General features: G+C 67.7%; 24 protein-coding genes. 15 read left to right on the top strand and 9 right to left on the bottom strand.

What is annotated here, in order from left to right:
* Positions 1-45 precede the first annotated feature (45 nt).
* The 4 genes from H566_RS0121805 to H566_RS0121790 form a co-directional block, all read right to left on the bottom strand.
* Positions 46-807, bottom strand: coding sequence for a 5'-methylthioadenosine/adenosylhomocysteine nucleosidase (locus H566_RS0121805; RefSeq protein WP_028313108.1), 762 nt, complete (start codon positions 805-807; stop codon positions 46-48).
* Between the two features lie 154 nt (positions 808-961).
* The gene (locus tag H566_RS0121800; protein WP_034412768.1) at positions 962-2,398 is read right to left on the bottom strand and encodes an NAD(P)(+) transhydrogenase (Re/Si-specific) subunit beta; all 1,437 of its coding nucleotides are present in this window, start codon (positions 2,396-2,398) and stop codon (positions 962-964) included.
* A gap of 13 nt (positions 2,399-2,411) precedes the next feature.
* On the bottom strand, positions 2,412-2,726 hold the full coding sequence (locus tag H566_RS0121795) for an NAD(P) transhydrogenase subunit alpha part 2 (RefSeq protein ID WP_028313106.1): 315 nt from the start codon (positions 2,724-2,726) through the stop codon (positions 2,412-2,414).
* A gap of 59 nt (positions 2,727-2,785) precedes the next feature.
* On the bottom strand, positions 2,786-3,904 hold the full coding sequence (locus H566_RS0121790; RefSeq protein WP_028313105.1) for a Re/Si-specific NAD(P)(+) transhydrogenase subunit alpha: 1,119 nt from the start codon (positions 3,902-3,904) through the stop codon (positions 2,786-2,788).
* Between the two features lie 379 nt (positions 3,905-4,283).
* Here H566_RS0121790 and H566_RS0121785 point away from each other — a divergent pair, with 379 nt between their 5' ends.
* The 7 genes from H566_RS0121785 to H566_RS26990 all read left to right on the top strand — a co-directional run bounded on the left by H566_RS0121785 (position 4,284) and on the right by H566_RS26990 (position 9,915).
* Positions 4,284-4,760 carry an NUDIX hydrolase gene (locus tag H566_RS0121785; RefSeq protein WP_034412766.1) on the top strand — a complete coding sequence of 159 codons (477 nt, stop codon included), beginning with the start codon at positions 4,284-4,286 and terminating at the stop codon, positions 4,758-4,760.
* Positions 4,757-5,875, top strand: a complete 1,119-nt coding sequence (gene mnmA / locus H566_RS0121780) for a tRNA 2-thiouridine(34) synthase MnmA (RefSeq protein ID WP_028313103.1) — start codon at positions 4,757-4,759, stop codon at positions 5,873-5,875. The genes H566_RS0121785 and mnmA overlap by 4 nt, the downstream gene beginning before the upstream one ends.
* Before the next feature lie 78 nt (positions 5,876-5,953).
* Positions 5,954-6,367, top strand: coding sequence for a putative toxin-antitoxin system toxin component, PIN family (locus H566_RS0121775; protein WP_245591436.1), 414 nt, complete (start codon positions 5,954-5,956; stop codon positions 6,365-6,367).
* A 4-nt stretch (positions 6,368-6,371) separates the two neighbouring features.
* Positions 6,372-6,611, top strand: a complete 240-nt coding sequence (locus H566_RS0121770) for a hypothetical protein (RefSeq protein ID WP_028313101.1) — start codon at positions 6,372-6,374, stop codon at positions 6,609-6,611.
* Between the two features lie 162 nt (positions 6,612-6,773).
* The gene (locus H566_RS0121765) at positions 6,774-8,597 is read left to right on the top strand and encodes a DUF294 nucleotidyltransferase-like domain-containing protein (RefSeq protein ID WP_028313100.1); all 1,824 of its coding nucleotides are present in this window, start codon (positions 6,774-6,776) and stop codon (positions 8,595-8,597) included.
* A gap of 73 nt (positions 8,598-8,670) precedes the next feature.
* Entirely contained in the window at positions 8,671-9,327 is a 657-nt protein-coding gene (locus H566_RS0121760) for a 3'-5' exonuclease (protein WP_028313099.1), read from the top strand.
* A gap of 237 nt (positions 9,328-9,564) precedes the next feature.
* Positions 9,565-9,915, top strand: a complete 351-nt coding sequence (locus H566_RS26990) for a hypothetical protein (protein ID WP_034412763.1) — start codon at positions 9,565-9,567, stop codon at positions 9,913-9,915.
* A 184-nt stretch (positions 9,916-10,099) separates the two neighbouring features.
* Here H566_RS26990 and H566_RS0121750 read toward each other — a convergent pair whose 3' ends face one another.
* Positions 10,100-11,830, bottom strand: coding sequence for a cation acetate symporter (locus H566_RS0121750; RefSeq protein ID WP_028313098.1), 1,731 nt, complete (start codon positions 11,828-11,830; stop codon positions 10,100-10,102).
* Complete coding sequence (locus H566_RS0121745; RefSeq protein ID WP_028313097.1) at positions 11,827-12,135, bottom strand: DUF485 domain-containing protein; 309 nt, start codon at positions 12,133-12,135, stop codon at positions 11,827-11,829. Before H566_RS0121745 ends, H566_RS0121750 begins: the two co-directional genes overlap by 4 nt.
* A 333-nt stretch (positions 12,136-12,468) precedes the next feature.
* Between H566_RS0121745 and H566_RS0121740 the strand changes: the two genes are divergently transcribed.
* Positions 12,469-14,052 (top strand): FMN-binding glutamate synthase family protein, encoded by a 1,584-nt coding sequence (locus tag H566_RS0121740; protein WP_425387967.1) that lies wholly within the window; start codon positions 12,469-12,471, stop codon positions 14,050-14,052.
* Positions 14,053-14,201: 149 nt separating this feature from the next.
* Here H566_RS0121740 and H566_RS0121735 read toward each other — a convergent pair whose 3' ends face one another.
* Both H566_RS0121735 and H566_RS0121730 read right to left on the bottom strand, forming a co-directional pair.
* Positions 14,202-15,029 (bottom strand): HDOD domain-containing protein, encoded by an 828-nt coding sequence (locus H566_RS0121735; RefSeq protein ID WP_028313095.1) that lies wholly within the window; start codon positions 15,027-15,029, stop codon positions 14,202-14,204.
* A gap of 227 nt (positions 15,030-15,256) precedes the next feature.
* On the bottom strand, positions 15,257-15,865 hold the full coding sequence (locus tag H566_RS0121730; protein ID WP_028313094.1) for a glutathione S-transferase N-terminal domain-containing protein: 609 nt from the start codon (positions 15,863-15,865) through the stop codon (positions 15,257-15,259).
* 149 nt (positions 15,866-16,014) lie between these two features.
* Here H566_RS0121730 and purB point away from each other — a divergent pair, with 149 nt between their 5' ends.
* The 7 genes from purB to H566_RS26980 all read left to right on the top strand — a co-directional run bounded on the left by purB (position 16,015) and on the right by H566_RS26980 (position 21,198).
* The gene (purB, locus tag H566_RS0121725; RefSeq protein WP_051379139.1) at positions 16,015-17,427 is read left to right on the top strand and encodes an adenylosuccinate lyase; all 1,413 of its coding nucleotides are present in this window, start codon (positions 16,015-16,017) and stop codon (positions 17,425-17,427) included.
* Between the two features lie 182 nt (positions 17,428-17,609).
* Positions 17,610-18,101, top strand: a complete 492-nt coding sequence (locus tag H566_RS26985; protein ID WP_051379138.1) for a MarR family winged helix-turn-helix transcriptional regulator — start codon at positions 17,610-17,612, stop codon at positions 18,099-18,101.
* A complete protein-coding gene (locus H566_RS0121715) occupies positions 18,094-18,639 on the top strand; it encodes a cytochrome b (RefSeq protein WP_028313092.1) in 546 nt (181 codons plus the stop codon). The genes H566_RS26985 and H566_RS0121715 overlap by 8 nt, the downstream gene beginning before the upstream one ends.
* A 79-nt stretch (positions 18,640-18,718) precedes the next feature.
* Entirely contained in the window at positions 18,719-19,294 is a 576-nt protein-coding gene (locus tag H566_RS0121710) for a YceI family protein (RefSeq protein WP_028313091.1), read from the top strand.
* 154 nt (positions 19,295-19,448) lie between these two features.
* A complete protein-coding gene (locus H566_RS0121705; protein WP_028313090.1) occupies positions 19,449-20,024 on the top strand; it encodes a YceI family protein in 576 nt (191 codons plus the stop codon).
* Between the two features lie 67 nt (positions 20,025-20,091).
* Positions 20,092-20,529, top strand: coding sequence for a c-type cytochrome (locus tag H566_RS0121700; protein WP_028313089.1), 438 nt, complete (start codon positions 20,092-20,094; stop codon positions 20,527-20,529).
* 102 nt (positions 20,530-20,631) lie between these two features.
* Positions 20,632-21,198 (top strand): lipocalin family protein, encoded by a 567-nt coding sequence (locus H566_RS26980; RefSeq protein ID WP_034412760.1) that lies wholly within the window; start codon positions 20,632-20,634, stop codon positions 21,196-21,198.
* A gap of 79 nt (positions 21,199-21,277) precedes the next feature.
* Here the strand turns inward: H566_RS26980 and H566_RS0121690 are convergent, their stop codons facing one another.
* A complete protein-coding gene (locus tag H566_RS0121690) occupies positions 21,278-21,934 on the bottom strand; it encodes a cytochrome b/b6 domain-containing protein (protein WP_034412758.1) in 657 nt (218 codons plus the stop codon).
* Positions 21,935-21,969 lie beyond the last annotated feature (35 nt).

The following is a 21,969-nucleotide window of genomic DNA, read 5'->3' as shown; positions in this document are numbered from 1 at the left end:
CGGTCATCTCGACGGCGCGCCTTTGCATTTCGTGCCTTTGCGCTCTCAGTCGAGCGCGTCGAGCAACCGGCGCACGAAAGCGTGCGAATAGCGGCTCGCCACCTGCTCGACGAAGCGGCCGAAATCGAAGGCCGCATGCACATCGGCGCGGTCGGAGATGGTGCGCATCACCGCGAGCGGCATGCCGTGGTCGGCGCAAACCTGTGCCACGGATGCACCTTCCATTTCGACCGCGAGCAGGCCGGGCAGGTCGGCGCGCAGTTGTGCGGCCTTGCCCGCGTCGGCGATGAACTGGTCGCCCGAGGCGATCAGGCCGTCATGCACGCGCGGCGCGTCGAGCCCGAATTCGGCCAGCGCGTCGGCGCCCACCTCGGTGGCGAGATCGTTCGCGATCACCTGACGGGCGCTGTCGCGCGCGAGCGTCGCGAGCCGCGCATCGGCGGCAAACAGCGCCTTGCCCGTCAGCGGGACCTCGAAGCGCGGGAACAGCGGACGCGCATCCATGTCGTGCTGGACGAGCGCGTCGGCGATCACGATGTCGCCCACGCGCACGCCGTCGCCCACGCCGCCGGCCACGCCGGTGAACACCACCGCGCCCACGCCGTAGCGATCGAGCAGCATGGTCGCGGTGATCGCCGCTGCCACCTTGCCGATGCCCGACAGCACGGCCACCACCTCATGCCCGGCGATCTCGCCGACAAAGAACTCGCGTCCCGCGCGGGTCTCCTTCACGGCGCTGCGGCCCATGTCGTCGAGGAAGCCGTGCAGCTCCTCGCGCATGGCCGCGACGATGGCGATGCGGCTCATCCGGTGCTCCTTGCGTGCAAATGAAAATGGCCGGGACTGTGCCCGGCCATCGCCTGAAGGGGAAGTGCCGCATCGGCCGGACCGCGACGCGATGCCTTCCGCGTCAGGTCCGTCGGCGGGCTGGCGGCGCGGATGTCACGCGCCGCCCACAGCCTTACTCAACCGCCTTCACCATGTCCTCCACCACCTTCTTCGCATCGCCGAAGACCATCATCGTGCGGTCCATGTAGAACAGCTCGTTGTCGAGGCCGGCGTAGCCGCTCGCCATCGACCGCTTGTTCACGATGATCTGGCGCGCCTTGTAGGCCTCGAGAATGGGCATGCCCGCGATCGGCGACTTCGGATCCTTCGCGGCCGGGTTCACGACGTCGTTCGCGCCGAGCACCAGCACCACGTCGGTATCGCCGAACTCGCTGTTCACGTCCTCCATTTCGAACACCTGGTCGTAGGGCACCTCGGCCTCGGCCAGCAGCACGTTCATGTGGCCCGGCATGCGGCCCGCGACCGGATGGATCGCGTACTTCACCGTCACGCCGCGCTCGATGAGCTTGTCGGTCAGCTCCTTGAGCGGATGCTGGGCGCGCGCCACGGCCAGACCGTAGCCCGGCACGATGATCACGGTCTCGGCCTGGCTCAGCAGGAAGGCCGCGTCGTCGGGCGAACCGCTGCGCACCGGGCGCTGCTCGGCGCTGCCGCCGCCCGCCGCCGCCGACGGCGCATTGCCGAAGCCGCCCAGCAGCACGTTGAAGAACGACCGGTTCATCGCCTTGCACATGATGTAGCTGAGGATCGCGCCCGAGCTGCCCACGAGCGAGCCCGCGATGATCAGCATGCTGTTGTTGAGGCTGAAGCCGATGCCCGCCGCCGCCCAGCCCGAATAGCTGTTGAGCATGCTCACCACCACCGGCATGTCGGCGCCGCCGATCGGGATGATGATCAGCACGCCGAGCGCGAAGGCGATCAGCGTCATCAGCACGAAGGGCGTCCAGCTCTGCGTGATGAAGAAGCCGATGCCGCAGCCGAGCATGCCCAGCGCCAGCGCGAGGTTCAGCATGTGCTGACCCTTGAACACGACGGGCGCACCCTGGAACAGCCTGAACTTGTATTTGCCGGACAGCTTTCCGAAGGCGATGACCGAACCACTGAAGGTGATCGCGCCCACGAAGGTGCCGATGAACAGCTCGATCCGGTTGCCGTAGGGAATCGGCTCGCCCTTCGCGACGATGTTGAACGCCCACGGCTCGGCCACGCAGGCGACCGCGATGCACACGGCCGCGAGGCCGATCATCGAGTGCATGAAGGCCACCAGCTCGGGCATCTTCGTCATCTCGACGCGCTTGGCCATCACGGCGCCCGCGCCGCCGCCGAGCACGAGGCCCGCGAGCACATAGCCGAGGCCGCCGGCGGCCGTCTCGGGCGCGAGCTTGAAGATCAGCGCGATCGTGGTCAGCACGGCGATCGTCATGCCCGCCATGCCGAACACATTGCCCTGACGCGAGCTGGCCGGATGCGACAGCCCCTTGAGCGCCTGGATGAAGCAGATCGACGCGACGAGGTAGAGCAGGACGACGGTATTGAGGCTCAGTGTCATGTTGCCGCCTCCGTCAGTGCTTCTCGGCGCCGGCCTTCGGCGCCTTCTTCTTGAACATCTCCAGCATCCGGCGCGTGACCAGGAAGCCGCCGAACACGTTCACGGCCGCGAGCGCGACCGCGATCGTGCCCATGGCCTTGCCGAGGCCCGTCTCGGTGAGCGCCGCCGCGAGCATCGCGCCCACGATGATGATGGCCGAGATCGCGTTGGTGACCGCCATGAGCGGCGTGTGCAGCGCCGGGGTCACATCCCAGACGACGTGGTAGCCCACGTACACCGCGAGCACGAGGATGATGAGGTTGATGATGGTGTGGTCGATGGCTTCCATGGCCGTCTCCTTGTGTAGTTGGCGCGGCCGCTGCAAAGGCTTGCAGCACCGGCGCGCGATCAGCCCTTGCGCTGCACCTGTCCGTCGGCCGCCACGAGGCAGGCCGCGACGATGTCGTCCTCGCGGTTGATGTGCAGCGTGCCTTCCTTGGTGATGACGAGCTTGAGGAAGTCGGCCACGTTGCGCGCGTACAGCGACGACGCATCGGCCGGCACGGTCGCGGCAAGGTTGGGAATGCCGACGATGCTCACGCCGTGCTTCACCACCACCTGGTTCAGCTCGCTGATCTCGCAGTTGCCGCCCTGTTCGACGGCCATGTCGAGCACCACCGAGCCGGGCCGCATCGCCTGCACCATCGACTCGGTGATGAGCGTCGGCGCCTTGCGGCCGGGGATGAGCGCGGTCGTGATCGCGATGTCGCTCGCCTTCAGGCGCTCGGCCACGGCGGCGGCCTGGCGCGTCATCCAGCTCGCGGGCATCGGCCGGGCATAGCCGCCGACGCCCTGGGCGATCTCGCGCTCCTCGTCGGTCTCGTAGGGCACGTCGACGAACTTGGCGCCGAGCGATTCGATCTGCTCCTTCACGGCCGGGCGCACGTCGCTCGCCTCCACCACGGCGCCGAGGCGCTTGGCGGTTGCAATCGCTTGCAGGCCCGCGACGCCGGCGCCGAGCACCAGCACGCGCGCGGCCTTCACCGTGCCGGCGGCGGTCATGAACATCGGCATCATCCGGCCGTACACGCCGGCCGCGAGCAGCACGGCCTTGTAGCCGGCGATGTTGGCCTGCGACGACAGCACGTCGAGGCTTTGCGCGCGCGTCGTGCGCGGCGCGGCTTCGAGCGCGAAGGCTGTGATGCCGGCCGCGGCCAGCGCCGCGATGCCGTCGGCGTTGAAGGGTTCGAGCATGCCGACGAGCGCGGTGCCCGGTTTCATCAGCGCGATCTCCTCGGGCGAGGGCGATCGCACCTTGAGCACGAGATCGGCGCCGAAGGCGTCGGCGGCAGTGCCGATGCGGGCGCCGACGGCGGTGAAGGCGGCGTCGGGCTGGGCGGCGCGATCGCCGGCACCCGCCTGCACGATCACTTCATGCCCGGCGGCGATGTATTTCTTGACGGTCTCGGCGGTCGCGGCAATGCGCGTCTCGCCGACACGGCTTTCCAAAGGGATGCCGATGCGCATGGATCTCCTCGATGCGTTGGGGAGGATGGGACGAGCGGGGAGCGAGGGTCGAGAGCCACCTGGAGCACGCGAGGCCTTCTGGCGTTCGCGTCCGGCTAGGCCGGTCGGGTCGGGGCTGACCAATGAGAGAGGCTCGGCGGCGCGGGCAGTTCGTGGCCCGGAGCGCGATACAGATTGCGTCGCCCGGATTGCGCCACCGGGATCGGGTGACGCGAACTGCCGGCCAGTCGAGCCGTGGTTCGGGGGATGGTAGCGACAAATTGTTCATCGTGACCGTCCGAGAAAGTCCCTAGCAGGGGCGTCGCTAGAATCCGACGCTTGCACCGGCTTGCGTCACATACGCAAACCCGCCTCCGTCTTACCGATTTCCCAAGCAGCCATGTCCGTCTGGAAACCCAATGTCACCGTCGCCGCCGTGATCCGGCGCGACGACCGCTTCCTGCTCGTCGAGGAGGAAACCTCCGACGGCATCCGCCTCAACAACCCCGCCGGCCATCTTGAGCGCGGCGAGAGCCTGACCGAGGCCGTGGTGCGCGAGGCGCTGGAAGAGACGGCGCACGACTTCGTGCCGACCGGCCTGCTCGGCACCTACATGAGCATCGGCGCGCGCGGCGGCGAGGAAGTGACCTGGCTGCGCTTCGCCTTCACCGGCGAACTCGGCGCCTTCCATGCCGACCGCCGGCTCGATGACGGCATCCTGCGCACCGTCTGGCTCACGCTCGACGAGGTGAAGGCCGCCGAAGCCGAAGGCCGGCTGCGCTCGCCGCTGATCGTGCGCTGCCTTGAAGACAGCCTGAAGCGCGCATCGCTGCCGCTCGACGCGATCTACACCCATGAATCGGTGTGGCGGTCATGAGCCGCGGTCGCGTGGTGGTGGGCATGTCGGGCGGCGTGGATTCGTCGGTGACCGCCTGGCTGCTGAAGGAACAGGGCTACGAGGTGATCGGCCTGTTCATGAAGAACTGGGAAGACGACGATGACAGCGAGTACTGCTCGACGCGCCAGGACCTGCTCGACGCGGTGAGCGTGGCCGACGTGATCGGCATCGACATCGAGGCCGTGAATTTCGCGGCCGAGTACAAGGACCGCGTCTTCGCCGAATTCCTGCGCGAGTACCAGGCGGGCCGCACGCCCAACCCCGACGTGCTCTGCAATGCCGAGATCAAGTTCAAGGCATTTCTGGATCACGCGATGCGCATGGGCGCCGAGCAGATCGCGACCGGCCATTACGCGCGCGTGCGCTTCGACGCGGCGAGCGGGAGGCATCAGCTGCTCAAGGCGGTCGATCACACCAAGGACCAGAGCTATTTCCTGCACCGGCTGAACCAAGCGCAGCTGAGCAGGACGCTGTTTCCGCTCGGCGAGATTCGCAAGACCGAGGTGCGCGAGATCGCCGCGCGCATCGGCCTGCCGAATGCGAAGAAGAAGGATTCGACCGGCATCTGCTTCATCGGCGAGCGGCCGTTCCGCGACTTCCTCAACCGCTATCTGAGCTATGCGCCGGGCGCGATGGTGACGCCCGAGGGCCGCAAGCTGGGCGATCACGTGGGGCTGAGCTTCTACACGCTCGGCCAGCGCAAGGGGCTGAACATCGGCGGGCTCAAGGGCTACCAGACCGAGGAGGGCACGAGCGAGCCGTGGTTCGTCGCGGCCAAGGACCTCGCGCGCAACGAGCTGGTGGTGGTGCAAGGGCATGACCATCCGCTGCTGCTGTCGCACAGGCTGGTGGCGGATCAGCCGAGCTGGGTCGCGGGCGAGGCGCCGGCGCCCGAGACGTGGGAAAGGCTGGCGGCGAAGACGCGGTATCGGCAGGCGGATTCGGGCTGCGTGTTTTCGCCGGCGGGGCAGGGCGGGGAATTCGCGCTGGAATTCCCCGAGGCGCAATGGGCGGTGACGCCGGGGCAGTCGGCGGTGGTTTACGAGGGGGAGGTTTGTTTGGGGGGCGGGGTCATCGCGGGCGCGCAGGCCTGAACGGGAGAGGCGCTGGCGTCTGCGGTTGACTTTGCCGTTGCTGTTCATATCATCGGCAATATGAAGTTAGCGCGCGTCGTGCTCGATACCAATGTGCTGGTCGCGGCCAGCCGCAGTCGCGCGGGTGCGTCGTTCGTGGTGCTGAAGGCCTTGCGCGACCGGCGCTTCGTGGCGTTGGCCTCGGTTCCGCTGATGCTCGAATACGAAGCTGTCCTCCTTCGTCCGGAGCAGCTGGCAGCGAGCGAACGCGATGCGTCGCTGACGACAGCCTTCCTGGATGCGTTCTGCCTGCTCGTCGAGCCAATACATCTGCACTATCTGTGGCGACCGCAACTGCGCGATCCGGCCGACGAGATGGTGCTGGAGACGGCGCTCAACGGGCGGGCCGATGCGCTCGTCACGCTCAATGTCGGCGATTTCGGCGCGGCGGCCGATTTCCGTCTGCCGGTGCTGACGCCCGGTGCCTTCCTGCGTCAACTGCAACAGGAGTGAAGCCATGGCCAACTACGCCCTCCGCGTCCCCGAATCGCTGTTCGCCTATGCGCGCAAGGTCGCCGAGGAAGAACAGGTGTCGATGAACCAGTTCTTCGTCACCGCCATCGCCGAGAAGGTGTCGGCGCTCAAGACCGAGGCCTACTTCCGCGAGCGCCAGGCGCGCGGCGAGCTGGCCGCCTTCGACGACTGGCTTGCCACCAGCCCCGACGCGGCGCCCGAGCCCGGCGACGAACTGCCCTGACGCGGCTCACGCACCGCGCAATCCCTCCATCCGTATCACTCCGACCCGTTGCGCCACGGCAGCGGGGCCGGCCCATACGTTGGCGTAGCTTGCGCCCCGGCAAGCTCCACGTGAGCCAGAACGCCCACGATGAAAGCTCCCACGCCCGCCGCCGAGCCCGCCTTGCCCAACGCCTTCAACTTCAGCATCTCGCCCTTCGACTGCCTGACCGCCGACGAGCGCCGGCTGGTGCGCGACAGCATCGACATCGCCTACTTCCGCGAGGGCGAGGCGATCCTCGAACCGGGCGCCGAGCCGACCCATCTGTTCGTCATCATCAAGGGCTTCGTCAACGAGACCGACGGCGAGGAACTGGTCGCCACCTACGGCGCCGACGACTGCTTCGACGGGCGCGGCCTCATCGCCGGCAAGGCCGGCAGCCGCTTCGTCGCGGCCGAGGAGGTGCTGGCCTACCAGCTCGCGCGCGCCGCCGTGACCGAGCTGATCGCGAGCAACGCTACCTTCGGCGCGCTGCTGTTCGCCGACCTGTCGAAGAAGCTGAGCGCGCTCACCGAGCGCCACAGCCAGCACGAGATGCAGTCGCTCACGACCGCGCGCGTGAGCGAGCTGCGGCTGCGGCCGGCGCGCTTCATCGACGCCGGCGCCGACATCGTGAGCGTGGTGCGCTTCTTCGACCAGCACCGCACGGCCAACGTGCTGGTGCGCGACGAAAGCACGAACCCGCATCGCATCGGCATCTTCACCAACACTGGCCTGCAACGCGCCATCCTCGACGGCCGCCCGCTCGACCAGCTGCCGGTGCGCGACCTCGCCAACTTCAAGCTGGTCACCGCGCGCCCGGCCGACTATCTGTTCGACGTGCTTGCGACGATGATCCGCCACCGCGTGCGCCGCGTCGTGGTGAAGGACGGCGACGAGATCACCGGCATCCTCGAACAGCTCGACCTGATGAGCTATCTGTCGAACCATTCGACGCTCATCACGCGCCAGATCAACGAGGCGCCCGACCTCGCCGCGCTCAAGGCGCCGGCCGAGCAGATCACGCGGCTCATCGCGCTGCTGTTCCGCGTCGGCACCAAGGTGAGCCTGATCGCCAAGCTCGTGCAGGAACTCAACGCCAAGCTGTTCGAGCGCGCCTGGACGCTGATCGCGCCGGCCGATCTGGTCGAGAACGCCTGCCTGTTCGTGATGGGCAGCGAAGGGCGCGGCGAGCAGCTGCTCAAGACCGACCAGGACAACGGCCTGATCCTGCGCGACGGCTACGACTGCCCGCACGATCTGCCCGCGCTGTGCCAGCAGCTCAGCGATGCGCTGAAGGACTTCGGCTATCCGGAGTGCCCCGGCCGGATCATGGTCAACAACCCCGAATGGCGCATGCCCGCCGCCGAGTTCGGCCAGACCGTGCGGCGCTGGCTGCTGATGCCGACCGCCGAGACGCTGATGGCGCTCGCGATCTTTCTCGACGCGCATCCCGTCTGCGGCGACGCCGAGCTGCTGGAGCAGGTGCGCGGCGAGGTGTTCAAGCTCGTGAACGACAACGACGCGCTGCTCGCGCGCTTCGCCGCCGCGATCAACGCCTTCGCCGACAGCAGCGGCTGGTGGAACCGGCTGTTCTCGCTCGACTCCGCCGCCGACCAGATGGACATCAAGAAGGCCGGCACCTTCCCGCTGGTGCACGGCATCCGCGCGCTCGCGCTCGACGCGCGGCTGGAGGTGACGGGCACGGTCGATCGCATCGAGGCGCTGGTGGCGGCCGGCAAGCTGGCCGAGGACATGGGCACCGACCTCATCGACAGCCTGCATTTCTTCATGGGCCTCAAGCTCAAGCTCGGGCTCGCGGCGCTCGATCGCGGTCGCGCGAAGGCGGGCGGCGTGGAGATCGACAAGCTGTCCAATCTCGACCGCGACCTGCTCAAGGATGCGCTCGGCGTGGTCAAGCGCTTCCGGGGCATGCTGAGCCATCGCTTCCGGCTGGATGCGCTGTGATGGGGGGCGAAATCCATCTTCATCATCCCTGCCCGCAGCGCTCGCAGCGCCCGCAGCGCGTGGAGTGGCTGCTATGAGTGCCGGCTTCACGCCCGCCGGCCTGTGGTCGCGCCTCAAGCGCGAATGGCTGCTCTATCACCTTGCCGACGAGCGCTTCCGCTTCATGTACGACGCGCCGCCCGAGGGCGAATGGGTGTCGGTCGATTGCGAGACCACCGGCCTCGACACCCGCAAGGACGAGATCATTTCCATCGGCGCGGTGCGCATCGTCGGCAACCGCGTCATGACGAGCGAGCGGCTGGAACTGATTGTCAAGCCGAGCAAGGCGCGGCTCACGTCGGAGAGCGTGCGGGTGCATGGCCTGCGCCAGCGCGACGTGGCGGGCGGGCTGGAGCCTGAAGAGGCATTGCATCGGCTTCTTCGCTTCATCGGCAGCCGGCCGCTCGTGGGCTACTACCTCGAATTCGATGTGGCGATGATCAACCGGCTCATGTGGCCGACGCTCGGCGTGCCGCTGCCGCAGAAGAAGATCGAGGTGTCGGGCATGTTCTACGAGTACCGGCACCGTCAGCTCGCGCCCTACCAGCAGGAAGGCACGCACATCGATCTGCGCTTTGCCACCCTCATGAACGAACTGGATTTGCCGATGTGGCCGGCGCATAACGCGGTCAACGACGCGATCATGGCGGGGCTGGCTTTCATCAAGCTGCGCGAGCTGCTGGCACGCTGAACGTCGGTGGCGGCTTGCGCCGCGATGGGCAGACGAAGCCGCCGTTTCCGGTGTCGACAACATGCCTGCCGCCATTCGCCGCGCAAGCCGAACGACAGACGGTCGATCTCGGCCGACCAGCCTGACAGTCTGGAAAATTGGTGTAACCAATCCCGCAGGACGGAAAGGCACCCCTTCTAAATGGAATGACCATGCGGTGCAGCATGCTAGCCTTCGGGAAAACCCGTAGAGAGCGCCATGAGCACCAACTCCTCACCTTTCACTCCCCTCGTCGAATACACCGCGAGCCTCGCCAACTGGCCCGTCAGCGCCGCACGTTCGAACTTCGAGCAGCAGGCCGATCTGTGCGAGAAGACCCTCGCCCTGACCGCCGAGCCCACCATCGATCACATGCAGGACGCCGCCGACGCCGCGCGCGCCTGCCTGAGTACCGCGCTGTCCGCGCCCTTCGACGCGATGCGCGCCCAGTACGCCGCGAGCGTGCGTGCCGGCGTGATCGCCCGGTCGATGCTTGGCTGGCGCGAGTTCGAGCGCAAGCTCGTGCAGATGGAAAAGCTGGCCCTCGGCCCGCTCGCGCGCGAGCACTGAACGCCACCTGCCTCGTCGTTTGGGCCGCATCGCGCAAGGCAATCGACGCCACGATGCAAAGCCTTGCAATGCCAGGTCGCCCCGGCCCGACATCCCGTCCGGTGGCAGAACGAAGAAAAGCCCGGCACGCCGGGCTTTTTTGTTGCCGGCGCCGCGAGGGTGCCGGCCGGGGAGGGCGCGCGGATCAGTGACCCGAGGCACCCGAGGCACCGAGGCCGGTTTCCGAACGTACCTGCTGGGCTTCGAAGTCGGCGCGTTCCTTGGTGGCCTGGGCGCTGCGGTCGAGCAGCGAGAAGATCCAGATGCCGAGGAAGCCGATGGTCATCGAGAACAGCGCCGGCGAGGTGTAGGGGAACCAAGCCGAGCCCTTCGGGTTGCCGAGCGTGGCTTCCCACACCGACGGCGACACGACCGTCAGGCCCACCGAGGCGATCAGGCCCAGGAAGCCGCCGATGACGGCGCCGCGCGTCGTGCAGTCCTTCCACAGCACGCTCATGAAGAGCACGGGGAAGTTGGCCGAGGCGGCGATCGCGAAGGCCAGCGACACCATGAAGGCGATGTTTTCCTTCTCGAACGCGATGCCGAGCAGCACGGCGAGCACGCCGAGCGCGACGGTGGTGATGCGCGACACCTTGAGTTCCGACGCGCTGTCGGCCTTGCCGCCCTTGAAGACGGTGGCGTAGAGGTCATGCGAAACCGCCGAGGCGCCCGACAGCGTCAGGCCGGCCACCACCGCCAGGATGGTCGCGAAGGCCACGGCCGAGATGAAGCCGAAGAACACGTTGCCGCCGACCGTCTTGGCCACGAGAACCGCCGCCATGTTGGCCGTGCCCGCGCCGCCCTTGATGATGCCTTTGGCGGTATCGGCCATGTCCGGGTTCGTGAGCACCAGGGTGATCGCGCCGAAGCCGATGAAGAAGATCAGCACGTAGAAGTAGCCGATCCAGGTCGTGGCCCAGAACACCGACTTGCGGGCTTCCTTCGCGTCCGGAACGGTGAAGAAGCGCATGAGGATGTGGGGCAGGCCGGCGGTGCCGAACATGAGCGCCATGCCGAAGCTGATGGCCGAGATCGGATCCTTCACGAAGCCGCCCGGCTTCATGATCGCGCCGCCGGCAATGGCGGCTTCTTCGGGCGTCTTGCCGGCATTGACGGCGATCGCGGTCTTCACCTCGACGGCCTTGGCGAACAGCGCCTCGGGGCTGAAGCCGAACTGCGCCAGCACCATGACGGCCATGAAGGTCACGCCGGCCAGCAGCAGGCAGGCCTTGATGATCTGCACCCAGGTCGTGGCGGTCATGCCGCCGAACAGCACGTACACCATCATCAGGCCGCCGACGATGACGACCGCCATCCAGTACTCCAGGCCGAACAGCAGCTTGATGAGCTGGCCAGCGCCGACCATCTGCGCGATGAGATAGAAGGCCACGACGACGAGCGTGCCCGAGGCCGCGAAGGCGCGGATCGGCGTCTGCTTGAAGCGGTAGCCGGCCACGTCGGCGAAGGTGAACTTGCCGAGGTTGCGCAGGCGTTCGGCCATCAGGAAGGTGATGACGGGCCAGCCGACCAGGAAGCCGATCGAGTAGATCAGGCCGTCATAGCCGTTGGCCATGACCGCGGCCGAAATGCCGAGGAAGGACGCGGCCGACATGTAGTCGCCGGCGATCGCGAGGCCGTTCTGGAAGCCGGTGATGCCACCACCCGCCGTGTAGAAGTCGGCGGCCGAGCGCGTCTTGGCGGCGGCCCACTTCGTGATCCACAGCGTCGCGACGACGAACACCGCGAACATGCTGATCGCGGTCCAGTTGGTTTCCTGCTTGGCGGCCTGGCCGACATCGCCGCCGGCCGCGAAGGCCGCGCCCGCGAGGCCGAGGGCGGCGAGCGCCGCGAGAGTCCTGACGAGGGTGCGATTCACTTGACTTCCTCCGCGAGGATCTCGGCGGTCAGGCGGTCGAACTCCTTGTTCGCGCGCTGCACATAGAAGCCGGTGATGGCAATGGTGAAGATGATGACGCCGAAGCCGATCGGCACGCCGATCGTGGTCACGCCCTGGCCCAGCGGGGTGCCCAGGAACTCCTTGTTGAACGCGATCAGGGCGATGTAGCCGTAGTACACGACCAGCATCAGGATCAGCAGGATCGTGCCGAAGCTGTTCCGCTTCGACTTCAATTCCCGGTACTTCGGGTTGGCCTGGATTCTGGCCACCACGGGGTCACTCATGTCTCACTCCTCGCTTTGGATTTATGCATGGGACAGGCGAGTTTCGCCGCTCCCATGGCGCGCACTCTCTTTGGCCGTGCTGACCAATTGCTGACGGAAACGCACCGTACGCAGCGGTTGAGGGAAAACCCCGTGGGCCGTCACGAGCACCGTCCCGATCCCGTGAACGAGGCCGATCTGGGCCGTGTTCGCGGGCCTCCTCGCGTCATCGCGCTGCGGGTGTCGGGACCGAGAATCGGCCTGCGTCAGGGCCGGCCGCCGTTCGTGGCAAGGCGGCGCATCAACGAGAAGAAGGTCGCTATGCCATTGCGCTATCTCGCTCCGATCATGGCCATGCTCGGGCTTGTCATCAGCCTGCTGCTGCTCGGCTGGCGCGATTGGGTGCCGCTCGCGGCGCTCGGCTTCGGCGCGCTGAGCCTGGTGGGGCTATGGGACTTCATCCAGACCAAGCACAGCATCCGCCGCAACTACCCGGTGCTCGCGCATCTGCGCTTTCTGTTCGAGAAGATCCGGCCGGAGATCCGCCAGTACTTCGTCGAGGACGACACCGAGGAACGGCCGTTCTCGCGCAACCAGCGCAGCATCGTGTACCAGCGCGCCAAGCAGGAACTCGACAAGCGCCCTTTCGGCACGCAGTTCGACGTGCACCAGCGCGGCTATGAATGGATCGCGCATTCGATCGCGCCGGCGCACATCGACAGCAGCGACTTCCGCATCGCCGTCGGCGCGGGCCGAGATAAGCCGTATTCGCTCAGCATCTTCAACATCAGCGCGATGAGCTTCGGCGCGCTGTCGGCCAACGCCATCCTCGCGCTCAACAAGGGCGCGGCGATGGGCGGCTTCGCGCATGACACGGGCGAGGGCAGCATCAGCCGCCACCACCGCGAGCATGGCGGAGACCTGATCTGGGAAATCGGCTCGGGCTACTTCGGCTGCCGCGCCGATGACGGCGGTTTCAGCGCCGAGCGCTTCGCGAAGAACGCGGCCGATCCGCAGGTGAAGATGATCGAGCTGAAGCTGAGCCAAGGCGCCAAGCCCGGCCACGGCGGCGTGCTGCCCGGCCCCAAGGTGACGCCCGAAATCGCCGAGGCGCGCGGCGTGCCGGCCTGGGAAGACTGCAACTCGCCGGCCGCGCATTCGGCCTTTTCGACGCCGGTCGAGCTGCTGCAATTCATCGACCACTTGCGAACGCTTGCAGGCGGCAAGCCGACGGGCTTCAAGCTCTGCGTCGGCCATCCCTGGGAGTGGTTCGCGATCGTGAAGGCGATGCTCGCGACGGGCATCGTGCCGGACTTCATCGTGGTGGATGGCGGTGAGGGCGGCACCGGCGCGGCGCCGGTCGAGTTCACCGACCATGTCGGCACGCCGATGCAGGACGGGCTGCTTCTGGTGCACAACACGCTGGTCGGCGTAGGCCTGCGCGACCGCATCCGCATCGGTGCTGCGGGCAAGATCGTGACGGCCTTCGACGTGGCGCGCACGCTCGCGCTCGGCGCCGACTGGGTCAACGCGGCACGCGGCTTCATGTTCGCGCTCGGCTGCCTCCAAGCGCAGACCTGCCACACCGGCCGCTGCCCGACCGGGGTGGCCACGCAGGACCCGTGGCGTCAGCGCGCGCTGGTGGTGGAGGACAAGGCGACACGCGTCGCCAACTTCCATCGCAATACGCTCAAGGCGCTGGCCGAGCTGCTCGCGGCGGCAGGGCTCACGCATCCGGAACAGCTCGGGCCGCAGCATGTGGTGCGGCGCGTGTCGGAAGCCGAGGTGAGGCAGCTGCTGCACCTGCTGCCCTGGCTGGAGCCGGGCGAGCTGCTGGAAGGCTCGGGTGACGCGAGCTGCGTGAACCAGCATGTCTATCGCGCCTGGTGGCCGCGCGCGACGGCGGAGAGCTTCGCGCCGGTGAATGAGGCCGGCTGAGCCGGCGCAAGCGTGATCGGTCGTTGCTCCCGCGCCGACCGGGTGGCGATGCGTGGCGTGGGCCGGCCGCCAGCACCAGCAGGAAAGGCCGCGCCGGTTGCCCGCCGCGGCCTTCGCTCAGGCGCCCACCGGGCGCCATGCAAATGCTTTCAGTTGACCAGCGCTTCCAGTCCCTCGGCCAGCGTCGCCAGCGCAGGCATCCGACGCAGCACCAGATCGGGCGACAGGCCGACCGACTCGGCGACGGTGGCGGGGAAGGTGGCGTCGATCTCCTCCTGCGACATCTGCTTCTCGTCGCAGCGCGCGCGCCAAGCCGCGATATGGACGACCGCCGCGAGCCGCGAGGCCGGTGTAACGCCGAGCGGATCGACGCAGCCGCGCAGCGCCTCGACCAGCTCGTGCGGGAACTTCCACTGCCGCGCCAGCTCGGCGCTCACGGCCGAATGGTCGTAGCCGAAGGAAGTGCGTTCGATGTCGGGGCGGCGCGCGTCGAGCGCGTCGGCATGCTTGGCGACCTCGAGCATCTCGGCCGGCATGCCCGAATGCATGACCAGTTCGCCGATCGCGTTCATGAGGCCGGCGGTAAAGGCGATCTCGGCGTTCACGCCCGCCGGGCCGGCGAGCCAGCGCGCCACCACGGCGGTGTGCAGGCTGTAGCGCCAGAAGTGCTGCATGTCGATGCCGGGCAACGGCTTCTTCGCGGCCGTGAGGCCCGAACTGATGACCAGCGTGCGCACGTTCATGAAGCCGAGCATGAGCACCGCGTCCTGTACCGTGCCGATCGTCTTCGACACATGGAAGTGCGTCGAGTTGGCCATGCGCAGCAGCTTGGCGGTGAGCGCCGCGTCGGCCGCGAGCTTGGCGGTGATCGCATCGACCGGGATGTCTTCCTGGTCGAAGCTCGCGATCAGTTCATGGACAACCTTCGGGATGGCCGGCAGCGCATGGGGCTGCTTGAACAGGGTTTCGAGACGCACGGCGGCTGCTCCTTCTTCGTGTCTTGGGGAATGACGCGGCGCGCGGATGTGACGCACCGGCGGTTCAGGCGAGCCAAGTTACGGTGCGCGGGACGCGCGCATGGGCAGGAACAGCGGGGAAGGCGGCGGGCAGTTCGCGCGTTGCAGGGAAAGCCCGATACGGAATCGACACGAGGGGTGCCGATGAAATGACGGGCGGTCGGGGTGCCGCCCGATCCGTCGGCCGGTCAGGCGACCGGTGTCGTGTCGATGAAGCTCTGGCGCCTGGCGAACTTGTCGAACCAGACAGCGAGCGTCGGATGCGGCGTGCGCCAGTCAAAGCCCGGCACGCGGAAATCGAGATAGCCGAGCGCGACGCCCGCCGCGATGTCGCCGAGCGTGAGCGCGACGCCGCTAAACCACGGCTTGTCGCCGAGCGACTTCGCGAACGCGGCGACACCGTGCTCCAGCTTGGCCTGGTTGCGCGCGAATACCGCCTCGTCCTGCCTGGCCGGATCGCGCAGCGATTCGAGCCGGATGGCGACCGCCGCGTCGCAGATGCCGTCGCCGAGGGCTTCGAGCACGCGCACTTCGAGCCGCGAGCGGCCGTTGGGCGGGATGAGCTTGGCGTTGGGACTGAGCCCGTCGAGGTATTCGACGATGACGCGCGAATCGAACACCGTGCTGCCGTCTTCCATGACGAGGCAGGGGATCTTGCCGAGCGGATTGCTGTCGAGGATGCGGGTGTCGGGGCCCCAGACGTTGTCGAGTTCGAACTTGTAGTCGAGCTTCTTCTCGGCGAGGACGATGCGCACCTTGCGCACGTAGGGAGAAGTGAGGGACCCGATGAGTTTCATGTTCTGGGATGAAGCGGAGAAAGTTCGCCCGAGTATAGCCGCGCCGTTCGTCGCAAGTGCCTGATTTGATGGGATTGCGGGCCAGCGGTGACGTCCGGCGCACAGGCGCCGAAAGGTAGAATCCGCGCCTGATTTCAAGACCCGGACCCATGGCAAACGACTCCTTTTCCGCAGCTTCCACGGCCATCGAGCCGCAAACCGCGAACGCGCTGCTCGCCCTGTCGCCGCTCGACGGCCGCTATGCCGGCAAGACCGCGCCGCTGCGCGACCATCTTTCCGAAGCGGGCTTCATGCGCGCGCGGGTGCGCGTCGAGCTGGCCTGGCTCGTGGCGCTGTCCGACGCCGGCCTGCCCGAGCTCAAGCCCTTCAGCGCCGCCGCGCGCGAGCGCCTGGCCACTATCGGCCGCGAGTTCTCGCTCGACGACGCTGCGCGCATCAAGGCGATCGAGACCGTCACCAACCACGACGTCAAGGCCGTCGAGTACTTCCTGAAGGAAAAGGTGAAGGGCGACGCCGAGCTTGAAGCCGCGTCGGAGTTCATCCACTTCGCCTGCACGAGCGAGGACATCAACAACACCTCGCACGGCCTGATGCTCAGCGCCTCGCGCGCCGAGGTGGTGCTGCCCGCGCTGAACAAGGTGCTCGCGCGACTGGTGGAGATCGCCCACGCCGAGGCCGAGACGCCGATGCTGTCGCGCACCCACGGCCAGACCGCCTCGCCCACCACGCTCGGCAAGGAATTCGCCAACGTCGCCGAGCGACTGAAGCGCGCCGTCGCCCGCATCGAGGCGGTGCAGATCCTCGGCAAGATGAACGGCGCGGTCGGCAACTACAACGCCCACCTCGCCGCCTATCCCGACACCGACTGGGAAGCCTTCTCGAAGAACGTGGTCGAGAACGCGCTCGGCCTCACCTTCAACCCGCACACGATCCAGATCGAGCCGCACGACTACATGGCCGAGCTGTTCGACGCCGTGGCGCGCGCCAACACCATCCTGCTCGACCTGAACCGCGACGTCTGGGGCTACATCTCGCTCGGCTACTTCAAGCAGAAGCTCAAGGCCGGCGAGATCGGCTCCAGCACGATGCCGCACAAGGTCAACCCGATCGACTTCGAGAACAGCGAGGGCAACCTCGGCCTCGCCAACGCGGTGCTGCGCCATCTGGCCGAGAAGCTGCCCGTCTCGCGCTGGCAGCGCGACCTGACCGACTCGACTGTGCTGCGCAACATCGGCGTGGCCTTCGGCTATTCGGTGCTGGCCTGGGACAGCTGCCTGCGCGGCCTGAACAAGCTCGAAACCAACCCCGCCCGCCTCGCCGAAGACCTCGACGCCTCGTGGGAAGTGCTGGCCGAGCCGATCCAGACCGTGATGCGCCGCTACGGCGTCGCCAACCCCTACGAGCAGCTCAAGGAACTCACGCGCGGCAAGGCCATCACGGCCGAGACGCTGCGCGCCTTCATCCAGGGCCTCGCCATTCCGGAAGAAGCCAAGCAGCCGCTGCTCGCGATGACGCCGGGCAGCTATATCGGCAAGGCGGTGGAGTTGGCGCGCCGCGCCTGATCCGCGCTGCCTCCGGTGCCGACAAGGCCGCCGCAGTCCTTCGGGGCGCGGCGGCTTTTTTCATGAATGGCCGGCAACATCCTGTCGCCGCACGCCTGTTTCAGAAGACCGAGCCTTTGTTACACGCTCGCGGGTCTTCAGCGATGGACAGTCTGCGGCAATTTAGTTCTAATGCGAACCAAATGAACCCGACCGATCCCGTCAACTACAAGCGCGCGCTGCCGACCATGCGGCTGCTCACGCGCTGCTTCCAGGCCTTCGAGCGCATCTCCAATGCAAACGTTCGCAGGCTGGGCCTCACGGGGCCGCAGTTCGACATCCTGGCCACGCTTGGCAACACCGACGGCATGACCTTCCGCGAACTGGGCGAGCGCACGCTCATCACCAAGGGCACGCTCACGGGCGTGGTCGATCGGCTGGAAGCGCGCGCACTGGTGAGCCGCTGCGCCAATGAATCGGACGGCCGCAGCACGCGCGTGAAGCTGACGGCCGAGGGGCAGGCGCTGTTCGAGCGCGTGTTTCCGGAGCAGCTCGCGCATTGCTCGTCAGCCTTCGACGCCCATGGCTGCGAAGAGCTGGCCGATCTGAACGACAGGCTCGCGCGTCTGCTCGCGAGCCTCGAAGCCTTCGACGGATCGCAGTCCGCCGCCCCCAACGGAGAAAACGATGAATGACAACCGCGGCTACACCGCGATCGCCAAGCTGCTGCACTGGCTGGTCGCGCTGCTGATCGTGCTGGCCTTCGGCCTGGCGCTGGTGATGACCGACATCCCCGGCATCACGCCCACCAAGCTCAAGTACTTCAACTGGCACAAGTGGCTGGGCGTGACCGTGTTCGGGCTGGCCTGCCTGCGGCTGATCTGGCGCCTGTTCAACGAGCCGCCGGCGCTGCCCGCGCACATGAAGCCGTGGGAGAAGCTGGTGGCGCATGGCGGGCATCTGGCGCTGTACTTCTTCATCTTTGCCGTGCCCTTCGTGGGCTATCTGTACAGCCTCGCGGCGGGCTTTCCGGTGGTGTACCTGGGCGTGCTGCCGCTGCCCGTGATCATCGGACCGGACCCGGCGCTCAAGCCGGTGCTGAAGGAGGCACACGAGCTGATCGCCTGGGCGATGGCCTTCGTCGTGGCCGGCCATGCGGCCGCCGCGCTCAAGCATCACTTCATCGATCGCGACGACGTGCTGCGTCGCATGCTGCCCGGCGGCAATCGCTGACCCGGCATCCCGATCAGGCGCCGCGCCCGTCGTCGCGGCCGGTGCCAGCAAGCCAACGACATCCCTCGAAAGGTTGGTCATGAACAAGTCCGTCATCGCACGCGGCGCGGTTGCGCTCGCCTTCGCGATCCCCGCCTTCGCCTTCGTGCAGCCGGCCGGCGCCACGCCGGTCGATGCGGCCAAGAGCAGTGTCAGCGCCACGTTCAAGCAGATGGGCGTGCCTGTGGACGGCGCCTTCCGCAAGTTCACGGGTGACGTGAGCTACGACCCGGCCAAGCCGGCCGAGGCCAAGGCGCGCATCGACATCGACATCAGCGGCTTCGACATCGGCGACCCCGAGTACAACAAGGAAGTGCTCAAGAAGGAGTGGTTCAACGCCGCCCAGTATCCGAAGGCGAGCTTCGTGACCACGGCCGTCAAGCCGGCCGGCGCCGGCAAGTTCGACGCGACCGGCACGCTCACCATCAAGGGCAAGACCCAGACGCTGACGGTGCCCGTCACCGTCGCGCCGGCCGCCGGCGCCAACGTCTTCAGCGGTGCGCTGCCGATCAAGCGGCTCGCCTACGACATCGGCGAAGGCGACTGGAAGGACACCGGCATGGTGGCCGACGAAGTCGTCATCAAGTTCAAGCTGGCCGTGCCGGCCGGCAAGTGATCGCCGGGGCGCGCCCGGCCGACAAGGCCGCGCGCGCCCGGCAAGGCGGCGGGGGCCGCGGCGAGCCATCGCCCGGACTCCCGTCGACGCTACCCCCGAGGCCGACCGCCCGGCCCGGCAACATCCCCCCGCGCTCATCCCACCAGGAGTCACCATGAAATCGCTCGTCATCGCCGCCGCGCTCGCGCTCTCCTCGGCCGCCGCCGTCGCCGCCCCGGCCACCTACAACCTCGATCCGGCCCACACCTACCCGAGCTTCGAAGCCGACCACATGGGCGGCCTGTCGACCTGGCGCGGCAAGTTCACCAAGAACAGCGGCACCGTCGTGCTCGACAAGGAAGCCGGCACCGGCACGGTGGACGTGACCATCGACGCGTCGTCGATCGACTTCGGCCACGCCAAGATGAACGAACACGCCAAGGGCCCCGACATGTTCGACGTGGCCAAGTTCCCGACCGCGACCTACAAGGGCAAGCTCGTCAACTTCGTGAACGGCGCGCCGACCGAAGTCCAGGGTGATCTGACGCTGCACGGCGTGACCAAGCCCGTGACGCTCAAGATCAACCAGTTCCTGTGCAAGCCGCATCCGATGCTCAAGCGCGAAGCCTGCGGCGCCGACGCGATCGGCAGCTTTAACCGCGCCGACTTCGGCATCGACTACGGCAAGGGCTACGGCTTCAAGATGGACGTGACCCTGCGCATCCAGGTCGAAGGCGTGAAGGCCGAGTAAGCCGTATCGCAGCAGGGAAGGGGTCCTAGAATCCGGGGCTCCTTCCAACACCTCCAAGGGATTCGTCATGAAGTCGCTGATCGCCGCGGCGCTGTGCGCGCTCGGTTGCGCCGCTCTCCCGGTCCATGCCGCCGACGCCTTCGCCAAGCCGAAGGAAGCGGTCGAGTACCGCGAAGGCGCGTTCAACATCATGAGCGTGCACATGAAGCGCCTGGCGGCGATGGCCAAGGGCGACGCGCCCTACGACGCCGCCAGGGCAGAGTCCTCGGCCCAGCTCATCGCCACGCTCTCGACGCTGCCGTGGGAAGCCTTCATTCCTGGCACCGTGGGCGATCTCAAGTCCGACCCGATTCGGAACGCCGACAACTTCCGCCAGCTCGCCGACAAGTTCGAGCAGGCGGCGAAGCAGCTGCCCGCGTCGGCCGGCTCGATCGGCACGCTGCGCGGCCAGCTCAACACCGTGGGCGCGGCCTGCAAGAGCTGTCACGAGTCCTACCGCAAGTAGGCCAGCGCACCGGGTCTGCCTCGCCGGGAACCCGAGGCGGGGCGCGCGGGTCTGCATGGGGATGGCGCAGCCTTCGCCGCGTCCGATCCTGCAAGCGCTTTCATGTTCCCGATCCGTCTCCTGCTGGCGGGCCTGCTGCTCGCCGGTGCCCTGCCGTCCGCGCGGGCCGGCGAGGCCGCGCCGCTCGCCACCATTCCTTCGCTCGATCTGCCGCGCTATCTCGGTCGGTGGCACGAGATCGCGAAGTATCCCAACCGCTTCCAGAAGCAATGCGCCGGCGACACGAGCGCCGATTACTCGGCGGCCGCGCCCGGACGCGTGACGGTGGTGAACCGCTGCCGCCGCGCCGATGGCTCGTTCGACGAGGCCGTGGGCGAGGCGCGGCAGATCGGCGCGGCCGACTCGCCGAAGCTGGAGGTGCGCTTCGCGCCGGCCTGGCTCGGCTTCCTGCCCTTCGTTTGGGGCGACTACTGGATCGTCGCGCTCGATGACGACTACCGGCTCGCGATCGTGAGCGAGCCGCATCGTGACTATCTGTGGGTGCTGTCGCGCACGCCGACGATCGATCCCGCCGCCTGGGCGCATGTGCGCGAGACGCTGGCCACGCAGGGCTTCGACCTCGATCGGGTCGAGCTGTCGCGCCAGGGCGGCGAGCCCGCGGTGCGCTGATCGCGGGGGGCGGACGCGGGGTGACGTGCCGCCCGGTCGGGCGGCGGATCGGGCGACGTCGCGTCGGCCGACCGCGTGTTCAGCCGAGCGTCGGCGCCCAGATCTCGACCAGCCACCACACGCCCAGGCCGCAGCCCGTCAGCAGGACCAGCGCACCGAGGCGCACGAGCCAGTCGTCGCGCGCGGGCGGCGCGGCGGCGGCCACTTCGGCGTCGCCCGTGACCATCGCCTCGAGGATGGGCTGGCGCTTCACGCGGCCGTAGAAGGTGACCGCCGCGAGATGCAGCAGCACCACGGCAAGGATGAGCTTTTCGTTCAGCCGGTGCAGCCGGCCGAGCCACTCGGCCGTGCCGCTCGCGACCGCGTCGTAAAGCGGGCCGGAGGCCATCACGTCATCGCTCGTGAACAGCCCGGTCACGGCCTGCGCGCCCACCAGCGCGAGCAGCGCGAGCACCGACCACGCGCCCGCCGGGTTGTGCCCCGGTGCCGGATGCGGCGCGCCGCGCAGATAGGCCAGCGCCCGCGACGGCGCCGACACGAAGCTCGCGAAGCGCGCATACCTCGGCCCGACGATGCCCCACACCAGCCGGAAGGCCACGAGCGCGAGCAGCGCATAACCGATGCGGAAATGCCAGTCGTAGGCATCGAGCTTGGCGGTCACGAAGGCCGCGCCCACCAGCAGCGCGAGGCTCCAGTGGAAGGCGCGGGTCGGCAGATCCCAGACGCGAAGTTTCATGGCGATGACGCGATGTCGAGAGGGGAGGGCAGCGA

Origin of the sequence: Derxia gummosa DSM 723, from assembly GCF_000482785.1 — a bacterium.
GTDB lineage: Bacteria > Pseudomonadota > Gammaproteobacteria > Burkholderiales > Burkholderiaceae_E > Derxia > Derxia gummosa.
The sequence above is the reverse complement of the archived record's forward strand: the minus strand, read 5'-3'. Positions and strand labels throughout refer to the sequence as shown.